15 protein-coding genes are annotated in these 17,039 nt (G+C 65.7%); 13 read left to right on the top strand and 2 right to left on the bottom strand.

The genetic code is table 11. The annotated features are described in order from the left end of the window. The 6 genes from GQY20_RS01270 (at position 1) to GQY20_RS01245 (ending at position 7,878) form a co-directional block, all read left to right on the top strand. On the top strand, positions 1-2,496 hold the full coding sequence (locus tag GQY20_RS01270) for a TonB-dependent receptor (protein WP_157215228.1): 2,496 nt from the start codon (positions 1-3) through the stop codon (positions 2,494-2,496). Between the two features lie 107 nt (positions 2,497-2,603). Beyond that, entirely contained in the window at positions 2,604-4,214 is a 1,611-nt protein-coding gene (locus tag GQY20_RS01265; protein ID WP_157215227.1) for an AMP-binding protein, read from the top strand. A 12-nt stretch (positions 4,215-4,226) separates the two neighbouring features. Then, positions 4,227-5,399: a thiolase family protein gene (locus tag GQY20_RS01260; protein ID WP_157215226.1), complete on the top strand. Its 1,173-nt coding sequence runs from the start codon at positions 4,227-4,229 to the stop codon at positions 5,397-5,399. After that, a complete protein-coding gene (locus GQY20_RS01255; protein WP_157215225.1) occupies positions 5,396-5,746 on the top strand; it encodes a Zn-ribbon domain-containing OB-fold protein in 351 nt (116 codons plus the stop codon). Before GQY20_RS01260 ends, GQY20_RS01255 begins: the two co-directional genes overlap by 4 nt. A gap of 14 nt (positions 5,747-5,760) precedes the next feature. After that, positions 5,761-7,053 carry an MFS transporter gene (locus GQY20_RS01250; RefSeq protein WP_157216099.1) on the top strand — a complete coding sequence of 431 codons (1,293 nt, stop codon included), beginning with the start codon at positions 5,761-5,763 and terminating at the stop codon, positions 7,051-7,053. Between the two features lie 162 nt (positions 7,054-7,215). Further along, positions 7,216-7,878 (top strand): GntR family transcriptional regulator, encoded by a 663-nt coding sequence (locus GQY20_RS01245; RefSeq protein ID WP_157215224.1) that lies wholly within the window; start codon positions 7,216-7,218, stop codon positions 7,876-7,878. 187 nt (positions 7,879-8,065) lie between these two features. Here the strand turns inward: GQY20_RS01245 and GQY20_RS01240 are convergent, their stop codons facing one another. After that, positions 8,066-8,221, bottom strand: coding sequence for a hypothetical protein (locus GQY20_RS01240; RefSeq protein WP_157215223.1), 156 nt, complete (start codon positions 8,219-8,221; stop codon positions 8,066-8,068). A 227-nt stretch (positions 8,222-8,448) separates the two neighbouring features. Then, positions 8,449-9,210 carry a glucose 1-dehydrogenase gene (locus GQY20_RS01235; RefSeq protein ID WP_157215222.1) on the bottom strand — a complete coding sequence of 254 codons (762 nt, stop codon included), beginning with the start codon at positions 9,208-9,210 and terminating at the stop codon, positions 8,449-8,451. A gap of 196 nt (positions 9,211-9,406) precedes the next feature. Between GQY20_RS01235 and GQY20_RS01230 the strand changes: the two genes are divergently transcribed. From GQY20_RS01230 to GQY20_RS01200, 7 genes are all read left to right on the top strand, one after another. Then, a complete protein-coding gene (locus GQY20_RS01230; protein WP_157215221.1) occupies positions 9,407-10,567 on the top strand; it encodes an LLM class flavin-dependent oxidoreductase in 1,161 nt (386 codons plus the stop codon). After that, positions 10,567-11,454, top strand: a complete 888-nt coding sequence (locus GQY20_RS01225; RefSeq protein WP_157215220.1) for an SDR family NAD(P)-dependent oxidoreductase — start codon at positions 10,567-10,569, stop codon at positions 11,452-11,454. Before GQY20_RS01230 ends, GQY20_RS01225 begins: the two co-directional genes overlap by 1 nt. A gap of 163 nt (positions 11,455-11,617) precedes the next feature. Beyond that, a complete protein-coding gene (locus tag GQY20_RS01220; protein ID WP_157215219.1) occupies positions 11,618-12,379 on the top strand; it encodes an SDR family NAD(P)-dependent oxidoreductase in 762 nt (253 codons plus the stop codon). Between the two features lie 324 nt (positions 12,380-12,703). After that, entirely contained in the window at positions 12,704-13,897 is a 1,194-nt protein-coding gene (locus GQY20_RS01215; protein WP_157215218.1) for a cytochrome P450, read from the top strand. 57 nt (positions 13,898-13,954) lie between these two features. Next, on the top strand, positions 13,955-14,374 hold the full coding sequence (locus GQY20_RS01210; RefSeq protein WP_157215217.1) for a nuclear transport factor 2 family protein: 420 nt from the start codon (positions 13,955-13,957) through the stop codon (positions 14,372-14,374). A gap of 49 nt (positions 14,375-14,423) precedes the next feature. Next, positions 14,424-15,194 carry an SDR family NAD(P)-dependent oxidoreductase gene (locus GQY20_RS01205; protein ID WP_157215216.1) on the top strand — a complete coding sequence of 257 codons (771 nt, stop codon included), beginning with the start codon at positions 14,424-14,426 and terminating at the stop codon, positions 15,192-15,194. Between the two features lie 4 nt (positions 15,195-15,198). Beyond that, positions 15,199-16,908: an FAD-binding protein gene (locus GQY20_RS01200; protein WP_157215215.1), complete on the top strand. Its 1,710-nt coding sequence runs from the start codon at positions 15,199-15,201 to the stop codon at positions 16,906-16,908. Positions 16,909-17,039 lie beyond the last annotated feature (131 nt).

Raw genomic sequence — 17,039 nt, 5'->3', positions numbered from 1 at the left:
ATGGACCGATCTGCGCCAGTCCACCGCCACGATCATGACCTTTGCGGCGGACGGCACGATCGGCCTCCAGGCCGATCCGCAGAAGGCCAAACTCGATCTCATAGAGAAGACCGCCAACGGTCTCCAGCAAGAGCAAAACTAAAAACTGAAAACGGCTGTCAGAAGACCGGCGAGGCATCGCCGTCCGGCCCGGGCGCACGCTTCGGGATGAAGGTCATCTCCATAGGGGGTTTTGAGGTTGACGCCATGACACCTAGCACGCTTTTCCACTTCTACACCGTCACGCCGCGCCTTGCGCGCATCGCCATCACCAGCGCCCTGGCACTCGCCGCCGCACAACTGGCCATCCGCCCCGCTTATGCCGCAGACCGCGCCGAAACCGCGGCGGCGGATGAAACCGGCGGCGACATCGTCGTCACCGCCTCGAAAACCGGTGCGACCAGCATCCAGAAGATCCCGCTCAACATCTCCGCAATTGGCGACGAGCAGCTCAAGAAAGTCTCGGCAACCACCATCGACGATGTCATGCGCCAGGTTCCCGGCGTGAACGTGAGCGGCAACACCGGCAACAAGACCGTGGTCGTTCGCGGCCTGGCCGCGCAGAAGGGGTCCGCGCAAGTCGGCATCTACCTGGACGAAGCGCTGCTTCCCGCGGCCGGCAACGCATCCGTTGCGCAGACCGCGCCCGAACTGTTCGACATCGCCCGTGTCGAGGTGCTGCGCGGCCCGCAGGGCACGCTCTATGGCGCCGGATCGCAGGCCGGCACCGTCCGCTACATCACCAACGAGCCGAACCTCCAGCGCTACGAGGGGGCTTTCTCGCTGGATGCGGGCCTGCGCGCCCGCAACGGCGGCGCGAAGGAACAAGTCAACGCCATGGCCAACGTGCCTGTCATCGACGACGTGCTGGGCCTGCGCGTCGCCGGGTTCGCCCGCCACGTGGACGGCTTCGTGCGGATTCCCTCGCTGGACCGTAACCATTCGGACAATGAGAACAGTATGGGCGGCCGTGCGGAACTGCTGTTCAAGCCTTCGCCGAATACCCGCATTACGGCCTCGGTGCATTATCAGGACATCAAGCTGGCCGATACCGGGCGGGTCCTGCCGCATTCCGACACGCGCAGCAATCCGGTGCTCGAACCGTTCCGGGACAAGCTGTTGATCGCCAGCGCCACGGCCGAACAGAATCTTGGTTTCGGCACCCTGACGGCGACCTACTCGCACATCCGCCGCCGCAATTCTTACAACTTCGACCAGAGCCAGTACCTGCCGGCTCCCAACGCATCCATCTACCTGCCCCCGCAATATGCAGACTATGATCTGCGCTACGGCGTGATGCAGCAGGAAGCGCTCAGCAATTCGGACCTGGGCGAACTGCGCTTCGCCTCCAGCTGGGACTTCCCGGTACAGGTGACCGGCGGCCTGTTCTACAACAAGTCCAGGATGACCGCCGACGTGTTCGGCTCCTATGTCGATCCCGCCACCGGTCTTCCCTATGCGGGCATCCCATCATGGTACCGCACCCATACGGTAAGCAGTTCGAGCAACAAGGCGGCCTTCCTGAACGGCACGTGGGCGATCACCGACGCGCTCAAGCTGGAAGTCGGCATCCGCTTCTTCGAGATCAAACGCGCATCGCGGACCTACACCGCAAACTCTTTCTTCAATGCAACCACCGGCTGGGGCGATCCAAGCAGCTCGAAGAACACCGGATCGGTCAAGAAGGCGCAGCTCAGCTATAACTTCACCGATCGGGTCATGGCCTATGCGGTATTCTCGCAGGGCTTCCGCGAAGGCGGTGCGAACACCGTCTTCCCGGGCGCGAGCTATCCGGCCGCCTATGATCCCGACTTCGTGGACAATTATGAACTGGGCTTCAAGACGCAGTGGTTCGACCGCCAGCTGACGGTGAACGGCGCAATCTATCACATGGATTGGACCGGCATTCAGGTCAGCCAGAACGACAGCACCGGCGCCTACACCTACACCTCGAACGGCGGCAAGGCGACGCTCGACGGCGGCGAACTCGAATTGACGCTCCGGCCTTCCGCGCTGCCCGGCTTCACGCTCGGCCTCACTGGACGCTACTCGGTCCAGAAGCTGGCCGAGGACAATCCGGCGGTGGGAACCTATTATGGCCTGAAGGGCCAGGAAATCCCCTATTCCAACAAGCTGGGCGGCAGCGTCTCGGTCGACCAGGAATTCACCCTCGCGCAGCTTCCCGCCTTCGTGCACGTGGATGCCACCTATACCGGCAAGGGCCATACCGCGCTCGATCCGCGCGACCCGACCTACCGGACGATCGGCAACTATGCGATCGTCAACCTGCGCACCGGCATCGACAACGACAGCTGGAGCGCGGCCATCTACGCCAAGAACCTGACCAACGTGCGCGGCATCACGACCTGGCGCGTGGAGCAGGTCCCCGGCCTGCCGGATCGCGTGGTGACCACCGATCCGCGCGAAGTTGGCCTCTCGTTAAGCTTCAAGTTCTGACGGCCTGCCGCCGGGTCCGGTCATCCGGCCCGGCGGTCCTTTTACCCCAGCGTGGCGATGCATTCACGGGAGCTCGCCATGCCCTTCATGAGATTTCTCACGGACCGATGACACAGATCGATACGCCGACTGTCTATGCTGCCTTCCAGCGCGCCTGCGATAGCTGGGCGGACCACGACTTCCTCTTTACGCCCGCCGAGGCGCTCGACGGCGAACCCGCCTTCGCGCGCAGCTTCGGGCAGGCGGCGGCCGACGTCGAAGCGCTCAAGGCGCGCTATCGCGCTGCCGGCCTCGATGCTTCGCATCGCGTCGGCATCGCGATGGGCAACCACCCGGCCTTCTTCCTGCACTTCCTCGCTCTCAATGCGCTGGGAACCAGCGTCGCGCCGCTGAACGAGGGCATGCAGGATGCCGAACTGGCGGACATTCTGGTGCGCGCCGAACTCGACCTTGTCATCGCCTCCCCAGCCGCCGCACTGCGCCTTGCGCCCCTGTGCGAAGGCCGCATTTCCCTGTGCCGCTCGGACGCGGAGCAGGTGCCGACGCTCCAACGCGCGGCCGGCGATGAACAGCCGGGGCCCGCCAGCGAAGCCGCGTTGCTGTTCACCTCGGGCTCGACCGGGACGCCCAAGGGCTGCATCCTCTCGAACGCCTACTTCACGCAGGTCGGTCATTTCTACGCCACCATGGGCGGGCTCTGCGCCTTCAGGCTCGGCGAGGACCGCATCCTCACCCCGCTGCCTGTCACCCACATGAACGCATTGGTGGTTACCTTCATGGCCGCGATCTATTCGGGATCCTGCCTCATCCAGCTCGACCGGTTCCATGCCTCCCGCTGGTGGCGCACGCTGGCCGAGACACGCGCGACCATCGTCCACTATCTCGGCGTGATGCCGGCGATCCTGCTCCAGCGCGACGACGGCGAGGCGGCATGGCGCGGTCACCAGGTGCGCTTCGCCTTCGGTGCGGGCGTCGACCCGCGCCACCACCGCCGCTTCGAGGAACGCAGCGGCATTCCGCTGATCGAGGCCTGGGCCATGAGCGAGACCGGCGCCGCCGCCTGGATCACGGCCAACCACGAGCCGCGCCACGTGGGCACGCGCTGCTTCGGCAAGCCTCCGGCCAACCTCGACTGGCGCATCGTCCGCGAAAGCGGTGAGGACGCGGCCGTGGGCGAGCCGGGCGAGCTGCTGGTGCGGGCCCGCGGCGCCGATCCTCGCCGCTGCTTCTTCTCGGGCTACCACAACGACCCCGTCGCCACCGAGGAGGCCTGGGCGGGCGGCTGGTTCCACACCGGCGACATCGTGCGCCGCGACGCCTCGGACAGCCTCTATTTCGTCGACCGGCTCAAGAACATCGTGCGCCGCAGCGGCGAGAACATCGCCGCGATCGAGGTGGAAGGCGCGCTGCTCGAACAGCCGCAGGTGGCGGGCTGCTGCGTCCTGCCCGTGCTCGACGAGATCCGCGGCGAGGAAGTGATGGCGCTCATCCAGCTCGCCGGCGCGCCGGCCGACGAGGCCCGCGCCCGCGCGATCGCCGCTGGCGCGGCCAGCCGCCTCGCCTATTACAAAGTGCCGGGCTACATCGCCTTCGTCGATGCCCTGCCCACCACCGCCTCGCAGAAGCTGCAGCGCGGCGCTCTCCGTCAGCTGGGGCGCGATCTCGTCGCGGCGGGCTCGGCGTTCGACTTGCGCGACCTGAAGCGCAAGCGCGGCTGAGCGGCATCGGCCATGCCCGTCTCCCTGCCCTATACCGGCGTATCGGTGGCCTGTCCGGTCACCGTCCCCTACACGCGCACCAGCACGCGCAGCGCGACAGGCTTCGTAGGCCTTGCGCTCTCTGGCCTGCTCGCGGCCAGCGGCCTCGCCAAGGAGGATATCGACGGGCTCGCCGTCTCCTCCTTCACCATGGGCCCGGACACCACCATTGCGCTCACGGAACATTTCGACATGACGCCGAGGTGGATCGAATGGATCCCGACGGGGGGCGCGAGCGGCATCATGGCGCTGCGGCGCGCGGCCCGGGCCGTGCAGTGCGGCGACGCCGAAGTGGTCGCCTGTATCGGCGCCGACACCGCCGACCCGCTGAGCTTTGCGCGCCTGGTCGACGACTTCAGTACCTTCTCGACCGCCGCCGTCGCCCCTTATGGCAACCCCGGGCCCAACGGTCCGTTCGCGCTCATCACCGAACATTTTCTGCGCCGCTTCGGCCTGGAACGCGCGGATCTCGGCCGGATAGCGGTAGCCCAGCGCGCCAATGCCGCAGGCAATGCCAATGCCCTGCTCGGCGCGAAGCCGCTCAGCCTCGACGAGTATCTCGCCGCGCCGCCGATCGTCGAGCCGCTGCACCTGTTCGATTGCGTGATGCCCTGCGCGGGAGCGGAAGCGTTCCTCGTCATGAGCCGGGACCGCGCGAACGACCTCGGCCTCGCAAGCGCACGCATCGCCGGCTCCGTCGAACGCCACAACGCATTCCACGAGGATCCGGTGGCGATCCGCGGCGGCTGGAGCATGGACGCCGATGCCTTGTGGTCACAAGCCGGCCTCGTCCCGGCGGACGTGGACTGCGTGCAGACCTACGACGACTATCCGGTGATCGCTGCCATGCAGATCAGCGATCTCGCCTTCTGCGACAAGCACGCGCTGTCCGCCTTCCTGCGCCAGCATGACCTGCGCATCGAAGGCGACTTTCCGCTCAACACCTGCGGCGGCCAGCTTTCCTGCGGGCAGGCCGGCGCCGCCGGCGGCTTCCTGCCCATCGTCGAGGCCTTGCGGCAGGTCACCGGCCAGCCCCTCGGCCGACAGGTGCCCGGCGCGCGCGTCGCCCTTGCCAGCGGCTATGGGATGGTGACCTACGATCGCTGCCTCGCCACCGCTGCCGCCATATTGGAGGGCGAGACGTGACGCTGGACCTGCAGGTCTGCGCCTGCTGCGGAACGGCACAGTATCCGCCAAGATCGGTGTGCCGCACCTGCCTGTCCGAAGCCCTGGAGGCTCGTGCCATGGAGGCGATCGGCACGCTCGTCGCCGCGGCCACCGTACACCGCTCGCTCGATCCCGGTGCCTTCGCCAAATCCCTTCCCCTGCGCATCGGAACGGTTGCGCTGGAATCAAGCGTGCGCATGATCGTGCTGGTGCCGCGAGACGCGATCATCGGCCAACGGGTGAGCCTTCGCGCGGCATCGGGCGGCCATGCCATCGAGGCTGTCGTCCTCGCCGATCCGTCCGCCCGCCCTCGATCACAGGACTGAAGACCGTGACTTCCATGCAGACCGCGCAAAAGCCGGATATCGTCCTGAAACGCGCCATAGCCGCGTCGATCGTCGGCAACACGCTCGAATGGTACGACTTCTTCCTCTATGCCACCGCCGCGGCGCTGGTCTTCGGCGACGTGTTCTTCCCGGTGGGCACCGATCCCCTGATGAACACGCTCGCCTCGTTCGCAGGCTATGCCGTGGGCTTTGCCGCAAGGCCGCTGGGCGGGCTGATCTTCGGCCATGTGGGCGACCGGGTGGGGCGCAAGGCCTCGCTGTTCTGGACGCTGGCGATCATGGGGATCTCGACTTTCCTGATCGGGCTGCTGCCCAGCTATGCCCGGATCGGCATCGCCGCCCCGGCAGCGCTGGTGGTCCTGCGCATCCTCCAGGGCATCGCGGCGGGCGGCGAATGGGGCGGCGGGGTGCTGCTCATCACCGAAAACGCCTCGCGGAAGCGCGCAGGATTTTTCGGAGCGCTCAGCCAGACCGGCGTCGGGCTTGGCTTCGTGCTCTCCTCCTTCGCCTTCTACCTGGCCCGCCAGCTCTCGCCCGAGGATTTCATGAACTGGGGCTGGCGCCTGCCGTTCCTCGTCAGCATCGCGATCTTCGCGGTCGGCATCTACATCCGCCTCCGCGTCAACGAGACCAGCGACTTCGCCCACGCCGAAACCGTGCAGGGGGTGGATCACGCGCCCCTGGCCACGGTCCTGCGTGAACATCCCAAAGAACTGCTCGTGGGCATCGGCGCGCGTTTGGCGGAGACCTGCGGTTCGCACCTTTTCGTCACCTTTGCCCTCGCCTTCGGCAAGGTCGTGGGCGTGCCGGTCGATATTCTGGTACTGGGCGTGACGCTCGGCATGTTGGTGGACAGCCTGATGATGCCTGTCTTCGGCTGGCTTTCCGACCTGTTCGGCCGTCGCCGCGTCTATGCCGGCGGGGCCGTGGCCATGGCCCTGTTCGCCTATCCCTTCTTTCTGCTGCTCTCGTCGGGGTCGACGCCGCTGGTCCTGCTCGCCTTCGTGCTGGGCAACGGGCTTTGCCATGCGGCGATGATCGGCGTGCAGCCCGCCATGTTCAGCGAATTGTTCCCGGCGCGCGTGCGCTATTCGGGCCTTGCCATGGCGCACGAGGTCTCCTCGCTCGTGGTCGGCCTCTCGCCGGTGATCGCGACGGCGCTCTATGCGCACTATCGCGATCCCGTGCCCGTCGCCGGCTTCCTGGTCGGGGTGTGCGCGATATCGCTTCTGGCGCTGGCGATCTTGCCCATGCGGCCGCGCGCCGATCGCGATTGCTCCGCCTGACGCTCGCGACACCGCACCGCGGGGTTGCTTCGCCTCGGGCGTTATGGAATCGGCGATCAGGCACGAGGGCCGGGGCGCATGATCGAATTTCGCGGCGCGTCTGCTGGCGTGACGCATGCATGGCCGTCATTGGCAACCGCCCCATCTGGAGAGGACTAGGCAATGACGACGTCGACCGACGACGACACGACGCGAACCAGCAGTGCGGACATCGCCTATACCGAAGTGCGCGCCAGACTGCGCCGCGGCGAGCTCGGCCAGGACGACAGACTGGTGGACAAGGTGCTTGCCGCCGAACTCAACATGTCGCGCATGCCGGCGCGCGAGGCGCTGATCCGCCTGGTCCATGAAGGCTATCTCGTCGGCTCCACTCGCGGCTTCCGCCTGCCCGACCTGACGCGCGCCGACATCCTTGAGATCTTCGAGATCCGCCTCGCGCTCGAACCGCGCGCGGCGGCAGCCGCGACGCAGGCGCTGACCGAGGCAGACCTGGTTCGCCTCTCGGAAGCCCTGGAACGCTCGCGCCGTGCGACTCTGGAGGCCTGCGTTCCCGAGATCATGATCGCCAATGCCGACTTCCGCGACATCTGGGTCGGCGTCGTTCCCAACGGCCGACTGGTCTCGGTCATCTCGCGCTACTATGACCATGTGAACACGGTGCGTGTCCTCACCATGCATGATTTCGAGACGCAGCACGTAGCGCTCAAGCTCATGGAAGCGATCTCGGACGGCTTCGCGCGCAAGGACTCCTTCCACGTCTTCGAAACGATGCAAACCTTCATCAAGACCGGACGGGACCGCTACCTGGCGCTCAACTCTGCATAAGGGTCGTCTTCAATCGAGCTCCGAGCGGGACAGCGATGCCTGCGATTGGGCCATGAGCAGACTGTTGGCTTTCGGGCGACCGACGCAGCAAAGCTGGCTTCCCCGCCGGTTCCGGCGCGTGGTCGATTCGACCCGGGTCAGCCGCGCAGCTGTCCGGATCAGCTGCCGTCACGCTCGGCGCCGCGCTTCATTCCTTCGGCAAAGCGAGCGGCAGGACCCATCCGTGGGGCTCGCGCACCAGTACCCGGCCGCAGTGGCGGCAATTGCCCGTATAGACATTGCCGTCATAGCGGACGCGTTTGCGATGAACGGAATGCCCCTTCAGCCAACACAGCAAGCGCATGCATCGATCCCCACAGAAAAGCGCCGGGCCCCTTGCTGCGCTCCATGATACGGGGAGCTTGCTTACACAAGTGTCAATTATGCAACTCTGATACGCAGTAGTTGCACGGGGCGGCGCTTCCTATAGCGGCTTCGTGGATCGGGCGCTCGGCAAAAATTGCGGCATTCGGCAAACGTTTGCCGAACGCCGCCTCGTGCGATCCGAATAGCTGGAACCTGGTCTCTATCCTATTGAGCGGCAAGGCCGCCGTCGACGAGCAGGCCGTGGCCGATCATGAAGGCCGCGCCTGGGCCGGAAGCGAACAGCACCGCTTCGCCGATCTCGGACGGCTCGGAAACGCGGCCGACCGGATGGTTCGCCGCCACCATCTTCTCGCCCTCGGCGAAGTTGTTGCCGATATTGTCGTTCATGATCGCGGTCTTCACGCCGCCCGGGCAGATCGCGTTGATGCGGATGCCCTGCTTGCCATATTGCAGCGCGGAGGCCTTGGTCATGCCCAGCACGGCGTGCTTGCTGGCGCTGTAGGCTGGCTTGTTCACCACGCCTGCATAAGAGGCGAAGGAGCCGATGTTGACGATCGTGCCGCCGCCCTGCTTCAACATCTGGGCGATTTCCTCCTTCATGCAGAGGAAGACGCCGCGCACGTTGACGCCCATGATCTTGTCGAAATGATCGAGCCGCCACTCGGCCTCGGGCACCAGCTCGGGATCGATGCCGGCATTGTTCACCGCATGGTCGAGCCGGCCATAGGTGGAGACGGCATGGGCGACCATCGCCTTCACCTGCGCCTCGTCGCTGACGTCGCAGGCGACGAAGCTCGCCTCGCCACCCTTCGCCTTGATCTGCGCGACCGTTTCCTCGCCGGCCTTGGCCGAGACGTCCGACACCACCACCTTGGCACCACGGGCTGCGAACAGCTCCGCCGTCGCGCGGCCGATGCCGCTGCCTGCACCGGTGACCAGCGCGACCTTGCCCTCGAAATCCGCCATTTTCCGCCATCCTCTCGATCATTGCGCGCACGTTTGTGCTCGGCGCGACGCTAAAGCGGGAAGCATTTCGGAGCCAGCATGTCGATGGAGACGGCTTGCTGGATATGGACGTTAAGTTGCGACGGCCGGGTGCCCCTGTGGAACGGGGCCTCAAGCTCCTGTAGCCCAAGGATAAAGAATTCCGGGAGATGGATGCATGAAGTTTTCGATCATCTATGAGGCGCAGCTTACGGACACGTCGCGCGAGTCCGAGCATCAGATGTTCCAGGACATGATCGAGCAGGTGAAGCTGGCCGAGGAGCTCGGCTTCGACTGCATCTGGGCGGTCGAGCATCATGCGCTTACCCAATATGCCCATATGTCGGCGCCGGAGACCTTCCTCGCCTTCGTCGCGGGGATGACCAAGCGCATCCATGTCGGCCATGGCGTCGTCTGCCTGCCCTACAAGATGAACCATCCCGCCAAGGTGGCCGAGCGCGTCGCGATGCTTGACCAGCTCTCAAACGGCCGCGTCCATTTCGGCGTGGGCAAGGGCGGCACCGACACCGAGGCCGGCCTGTTCGGCCACAAGGTGAGCGAGATCGGCCCGATGGTCGACGAGGCGATGTACCTCATCCCGAAGATCTTCGTGAACGAGGAGATCGAGCATGAGGGCGAATATATCCAGATCCCGCGCCGCGCGGTCTGGCCGAAGCCGTACCAGGATCCGCATCCGCCGATGTACATGGCCTGCTCGCGCGAGGATTCGCTGCTGACCGCGGGCGAGCGCGGCATCGGCGCGCTGGTCATGGGCTTCACCGGCCCCGAGGAGATCGCCCGCAAAAACAAGATCTACCGCGATGCCTTCGCCAACCGGAAGCCCGAGGACCAAGTCGGCTTCCGCCCGACCCAGCATCTCGCCGCGCTGTGCCCGGCGGTGATCCTCGAGGATCGCGACCAGGCGCGGCGCATGGGCCTGCGCGGCCAGCGCTTCTTCATCCAGGCGATCGAGCATTTCTACCGCGGCGGCCCCGCCCCGGTGATCGAGGATCTCTCCTTCGACGAGCAGATGGCGCTGCTGGAGAAGGACAAGGAGAATCTCGTCACCTATCTCGGCGAGGAGAAGATCGAGATCACCGACCTGCAGACCGGCAACTACCATGTCGAGCAGGACGCCTACGGCACGATCGACAATGCGATCAACTATGTGCAGCGGCTGGTGAATTCCGGCGCGGACGAGATCCTCTTCCTCGTCCAGATGGGCACCATCCCGCACTGGGCGATCATGGAGACGATCCGCAATCTCGGCGAGACACTGATCCCGCATTTCCGCAACCAGGCCGAGGCGGCGGCTGCGCCGCAGCCGCAGGTCGCGTGATGGCGGGTGGTGTCCTCGAAGGCCATACCGCCTTCATCACCGGCGGCAGCGGCGGGATCGGCAGCTCTTCGGCCAAGTTCCTGCTGCAGGACGGGGCCGGCGTGCTGCTGATGGGACGCCGTCAGGATGCGCTGGAGCGCGCCCGTGCGATGCTGCTGGAAGAGGTGCCGGGCGGCCGGGTGGAGATCCTCTCCGGCGATTCCTCCTCCGCCGATGACGTCCAGCGCGGGCTGGAGATTGCCGACCGCATGGACGGCACGCTCGACATGCTGATCCCGACGGTGGGCGGCGGCGGCTTCATGCCGATCCTGATGCACACGCCGGAGACCTTCCGCGAGCAGCTGGAGATCAACATCATCACCGCCTTCCTGGTGATCCGCTACGGCGTGCCGCTGCTCAAGGACGGCGGCACGGTGGTCTGCGTCTCCTCGACGGCGGCGATCATGCCATTCCCGTGGCTCGCCGCCTATTGCACGGCCAAGGGCGGGCTGGAGCAGTTCGTGCGCTCCGCCGCGGACGAGCTTTCGAGCGCCAAGGTACGGGTGAACGCGATCCGGCCGGGCATGACGCGCACGGAAAGCACCGGCGCGATGTTCGATGCCCAGAGCGTCGTGCAGCCCTTCCTCGATCAGATCCCGATGGGCCGCACCGGCGTGCCCGACGATATCGGCCGCGGCGTGCGCTTCCTCGCCGGCCCGGAATCGGGCTGGATGACCGGGCAGAGCTTCGCGATCGACGGCGGGCACGAGCTGCGCCGCAATCCGGACCTCACCGCGATGGCGCGCGGCCTGTTCGGCGATGAGGTGATCGATGCGGTGCGCGCCGGCAAGGCGCCGGAGGGCGAAGTGCGCGCGCGTGTGGCGAGCGAGGTGGCGTCGCTGAGCTGATTTTCTCATCCTCCCCCAGCGGGGGAGGGGGACCATGCGCAGCATGGTGGAGGGGTTCAGGCCGGCAACGAGCGATGCGTCTGCGGTGAGCGGAACCCCTCCACTGCGCCAGGCGCGGCTCCCCTCCCCCTCTGGAGGAGGATGAAAGTAGAAGGGATTGGACATGAAGCGGCTCGAGAACAAGGTCGCCCTCGTAGCCGGCGGCGGATCGATCGGTTCCGCGACGGTGCGGCGACTCGCGGAGGACGGCTGCCGCGTCCTGCTCGGCGACATCGCTCTCGACCAGGCTGAGGCCGACGCCGAGGAGATCAGCCGGGCGACTGGCGTCGAGGTGATCGCCACGGCCTATGACCAGGGCGACGACGCCTCGGTGAAGAGGCTGGTCCAGACCGCGGTCGACCATTTCGGCCAGCTCGACTTCGTCCACGCCAATGCCGCCGATCTTTCCGTCGCGGGCGAGGATTATGACGCCGTCGCGACCGATCTCGCCATCTACGACCGCACGATGGACATCAATCTGCGCGGCTTCGTGCTGGTGACGCGGCACGCCATGCCGCATCTGGTGAAGAGCCGCGGCGCGATCGTCTATACCGGCTCGGGCTCCGCCTATATCGGCGAACCCACCCGCTTCTCCTACGGCATGAGCAAGTCCGGCGTGAACGCGCTGATGCGCCATGTCGCCACGCGCTGGGGGCCGGAGGGGGTGCGGGCCAACGCGCTGGCGCCGGGTTTCGTGCTCGGGCGGCGCGATGCGAGCGCCCTGCCCGAAGGCTTCATGGAGATGGTGACGGCGGCGCAGCGTATCCCCGTGGTCGGCGAGCCGCGCCACATCGCCGCGATGGTCGCCCATCTCTTCTCGGACGACGGCGCCTGGATCACGGGTCAGGTGATCGCGATCGACGGCGGATCGACGATGCGGGCGTAAGGGCGGAGGCCGTGGGCCGCACCCCGCGATCACCGTTCGTGCTGAGCTTGTCGAAGCACTCCCTGCTTCTTTTGGTGTTGGAAGCAAGGAAGAAGGAAAGGGCTTCGACAAGCTCAGCCCGAACGGGGAAGAGGCTCGCTCATAATCCTTGTCCGGAAGGGCCATCGTTCAGGCCATTGTTGGCCGGATCGCGAAAAGGCAGCGACACCGTCGAGCAAAGGGCGATTTTCAAGGCTTTGCCGTCACTATAGGCTCAACTTCGTTTTCCAGCCGCGATGGAGGACCCTTATCCCGCCGCGGCGCCCCATCAGAAATCGGTGCGACATGGCTACGACGACACTCTCCCGGGAACCGGTCAATTACGATCCGTTCGACTATGCGCTGCATGACGACCCCTATCCGGTCTACAGGCGGCTGCGCGACGAGGCGCCCGTCTTCCACAACAAGAAGTTCAACTTCTGGGCGCTCTCCCGCTACGAGGATTGTGCCAACGCGGCGCGGGATTTCCGGACCTTCTCCAGCGCGCAGGGCACCTCGCTGGAGGATCTGAAGGCGCAGGTCGAATATCTGATCAACACCGATCCGCCCGTGCACACCAAGCTCCGGCACCTCATCAGCAACCTGTTCACCCCGCAGCAGGTGGCGCCGCTGGAGGATGCCGTGCGCCAGATGGCGCGCGAATTGCTGGCGCCGCACCTCGCAACGGGCCGGATCGACATCATCGGCGATTTCGCAGCCAAGCTGCCGATGGCGATCATCTGCCGCCTGCTCGGCTTCCCGCGCGAGGACGAGGATATGCTGCGCGCCTGGACGGACAGCGTCGTCCACCGGGAGGAGGGCAAGTTCGAGATGCCCGACGAGGGCATGCACGCCACGCTCAAGCTCTACGACTATTTCAACCAGGACATGGCCAAGCGCGCCGAAGGGCAGACGCGCGAGGATATCATCGCGATGCTGATGCAGGCCGAGGCGGAAGGCCGGCTGAAGCATGACGATGTGGTCGGCTATATCTACATCCTCTCGATCGCCGGCAACGAGACCACCACCAAGCTGATCGGCAACATCTGCTACCAGCTTCACAAGCATCCCGACCAGGCGGCCTTGCTGCGCAGCGACATGGCGCTGCTGCCCTCGGCGATCGAGGAGGTGATGCGCTTCGACGGGCCGACGCAGATGATGGCGCGCACCACCACCCGCGACGTGTCGCTGCATGGCGAGACCATCCCGGCGGGCGCCAAGGTGGCGCTGATCTTCACCAGCGCCAATCGCGACGAGCGCAAGTACAAGGATGCCGAGAGCTTCGACATCCGCCGCAACGCGCGCGACCATCTCGGCTTCGGCGGCGGCCTCCATGCCTGTCTGGGCGCGGCGCTAGCGCGGCTGGAGGCCAAGGTGGCGATGGAGGAGATCATCGCCGCGCTCGGCCATTTCGAGGTGGACGAGAGCGGGCTCGACCGGATGCACTCGCCGAGCGTGCGCGGCTTCACCCATGTGCCGCTGCGCTTCGACCCGAAATAAACGAACGACCAGGCCGCAGGAAAGAACAGGGCGGCCCGCCCGCTACAGGAGAGCGCCATGGCCACGCCGGAAGAGAATAAGGCGATCGTCACCGAGTTCATGAAGACGATCAGCAAGGGCGACGTCGAAGGGATCATCGCCGGCTATGCCGAGGACGGCTATTGCGAGACGATGGGCCGCACCCTGATTTCCGGCCGCTTCTCGCGCGAGCAGGTGGCGATGGCCGCCGGCCGCATCTTCGAGGCCTTTCCCCAAGGCGTGGAGTTCACCATCCTGAACCTCACCGCCGAAGAGGATCGCGTGGCGATGGAGGCCACATCGCAGGCCACCCACATATCCGGCCGCGAATATGCCAATCACTACCATTTCCTGTTTCGCCTGCGCGACGGGAAGATCACGCAAATGAAGGAATTCATGGACACCGAGCTCGTGACAGACGTGATCTGCGGCGGACAGCGTCCGGCACAGGCTGCCTGATACGGGCGCGCTCCATAGTGCCGCACAAACTCTGTTGGAGACGATCGATATGACGAGCAAATTTCCCGATGGCGCCGCCCTGGTGTTCGGCGGCAGCGGCGGGATTGGTCTGGGAGTAGCGGAATCCTTCGTGCGCGCCGGCACCGGCGTCGCCATCTGCTACAATTCGAAGAAGGACGCGGCGGAGAAGGCGGCGGCCGAATTGTCCGCGCTGGGCGTGAAGGCAACCGCCCATCAGGTAGACGTGCGCGAACAGGACAAGGTGCAGGCGACGCTCGATGCCGCGATCGCCGCGCATGGCCGCGTCCACACCGTCGTTTGGGGCGCCGGGCCGCTGGTCGATCAGGTGTTCATCGCGGATACCACGCAAGAGCAGTTCCGCCGCGCCGTCGAGATCGAGGTGTTCGGCTTCTTCACCGCGACCAAGGTCGCCATCCCGCATTTCCGCGTGGCCGGAGGCGGCTCCTTCGTCCATCTCGGCTCGGCCGGCGACAAATGGTGGCCGGCGCTGGACGGCCTGTCGGTGGCGCCCAAGGCGACCAACGAGGCGCTGATCCGCGGCATCGCCAAGGAAGAAGGCAAGAACAACATCCGCGCCAACACCGTGCTGGTCGGCGTGATCGAGGCGGGCATGTTCCTGGAGCTGTCGAAGCAGGGTGTTTTCGACCAGGCCTGGACCGACGAGGTCCAGAAGACGCTGTGCCTCAAGCGCTGGGGCCAGCCCGAGGACATCGGCGCCGCGGCGGTGTTCCTCGCCTCCAACGACGCCAATTATGTGACCGGGCAGCAGATCTCCGTCTCCGGCGGCTTCGGGGTCTGAGGCCATGACCATATCAGCGAGGGCGCGCGAGGTCGGGCTCGAGGTCGAGGATCCGCTGATCCTCGACGATCCCGATGCGCATCCCTGGGACGATGAGGCGGATCTCGTCATCGTCGGCTTGGGAGGCGCGGGCGTCGCCGCTGCATTGGAAGGCCTGGAGCGCGGTGTCCGTGTGCTGGCGGTGGATCGCTATGAAGGCGGCGGTTCCACCGCCGCCAATGGCGGCATCTTCTATGCCGGCGGCGGCACCGCCATCCAGAAGGAAGCGGGCGAGGAGGATCCGCCCGAGGAGATGTACAAATATCTCAAGATCGAGGCGGGCAATGTCGTCGCCGACGAGACGATCCGCCGCTTCGTCGACGAGAGCGCGCCGACCGTCGACTGGATCCTGAAGCATGGCGGCAAGCTCAACAGCAAGGTGTGGAAGAAGAAGGCGTCCTACCCGCCGCTCGACTATTTCCTCTATCACCCCGACAATTCGCTGGTCGCCAATTACGTCAAGCAGGCCAAGCCAGCCGCGCGTGGCCATCGGGCGCATACCCGCAATGGCAAGAAGGCGTGGGGCCTGGGCAGTGGCATCTACAACCCCTTGCGCGATTCCGCGCTGAAGCTCGGCCTCAAATTCCTGCGCCATACCGAGGCGCGGCAGCTCGCACTCGACAAGACCGGGCGGGTGATCGGCGTGAAGGTGCTCACCATCCCTGAGGGCAGCGAGGATGCGAAGAAGTTCGCGGCCTATATCGCCACGGCCGACAAATATCTGGCGATGCTGCCCCCCTCGCTGCCCTTCGCGGCGGTGACGATCGGGATCGGCAACCATTATCTCAAAAAGGCGATGAAGATCGAGGCGCATGCCCGCCAGACGCGCTGGCTGCGCGCGCGGGAAGGCCTGCTGCTGAGCTCCGGCGGCTTCATCATGAACCACAAGATGGTCGAGCATTATGCCCCGGCCTATGCGAAAGGCATGCCCAACGGCACGCTCGGCGACCAGGGCGCGGGCATCATCATGGGCATGACCGCGGGCGGATCCACCGCGCTGATGGGCAAGGTGAGCTCATGGCGCTTCATCAACCCGCCGAAGGCGTGGTCGGACGCGATCGTGGTCAATGCCAAGGGCGAGCGCTTCGTCGACGAGACCGTCTATGGCGCGACGATGGGGGAGCATATCGTCGACCATCATGGCGGCCACGGCTACATCATCTACGACGCCAAGGGCCGCACCGCGGCGCGCAAGCAGGCGATGGATCCGCTGATCGTCCCCTTCCAGCGCGACGTGACCTTGCTCAACCTAACCTTCAACTACACTAAGGCTCCGACGCTGGAGGCGCTGGCCGACAAGATGGGCTTCGACAAGGCGACCCTGCTCGATACCGTCTCGGCCTATAACCGTGCTGCCAAGGGACAGGAGCCGGACCGCTTCGGCAAGGAAGTGGCCGACATGCAGCCGATCGAGGCCGGCCCCTTCTATGCGATGGACATCTCGATCACGAGCCGCTTCCTGCCGCTGCCGGTAATCACCTTCGGCGGGCTGCGCGTCGACGAGCGCACCGGCCAGGTGCTGGACGAGGCGGGCCAGCCGATCGCCGGGCTCTACGCCGCAGGGCGTACCGCGGTGGGCATCGCCTCGCAGACCTATGTCAGCGGGCTCTCCTTCGCCGACTGCGTCTTCTCCGGCCGCCGTGCCGCGCGGCATGTCGCGCGGGCGAATGTGTGAAGACGAGACAGTGCTTCTTCTTCGTCATCCCGGACTTGATCCGGGATCCATTAGCCGCAGCGCTGCCAATAAGGCGCAATGCTGCAGCTGGTGGATCCTGACTTCGCCGCAGGCGAGTTTATCCTGAGCGA

The sequence above is a fragment of the Flavisphingomonas formosensis genome, assembly GCF_009755815.1.
In the GTDB taxonomy this organism is placed as follows: domain Bacteria; phylum Pseudomonadota; class Alphaproteobacteria; order Sphingomonadales; family Sphingomonadaceae; genus Flavisphingomonas; species Flavisphingomonas formosensis.
This window is presented reverse-complemented; position numbering and strand designations above follow the sequence as displayed.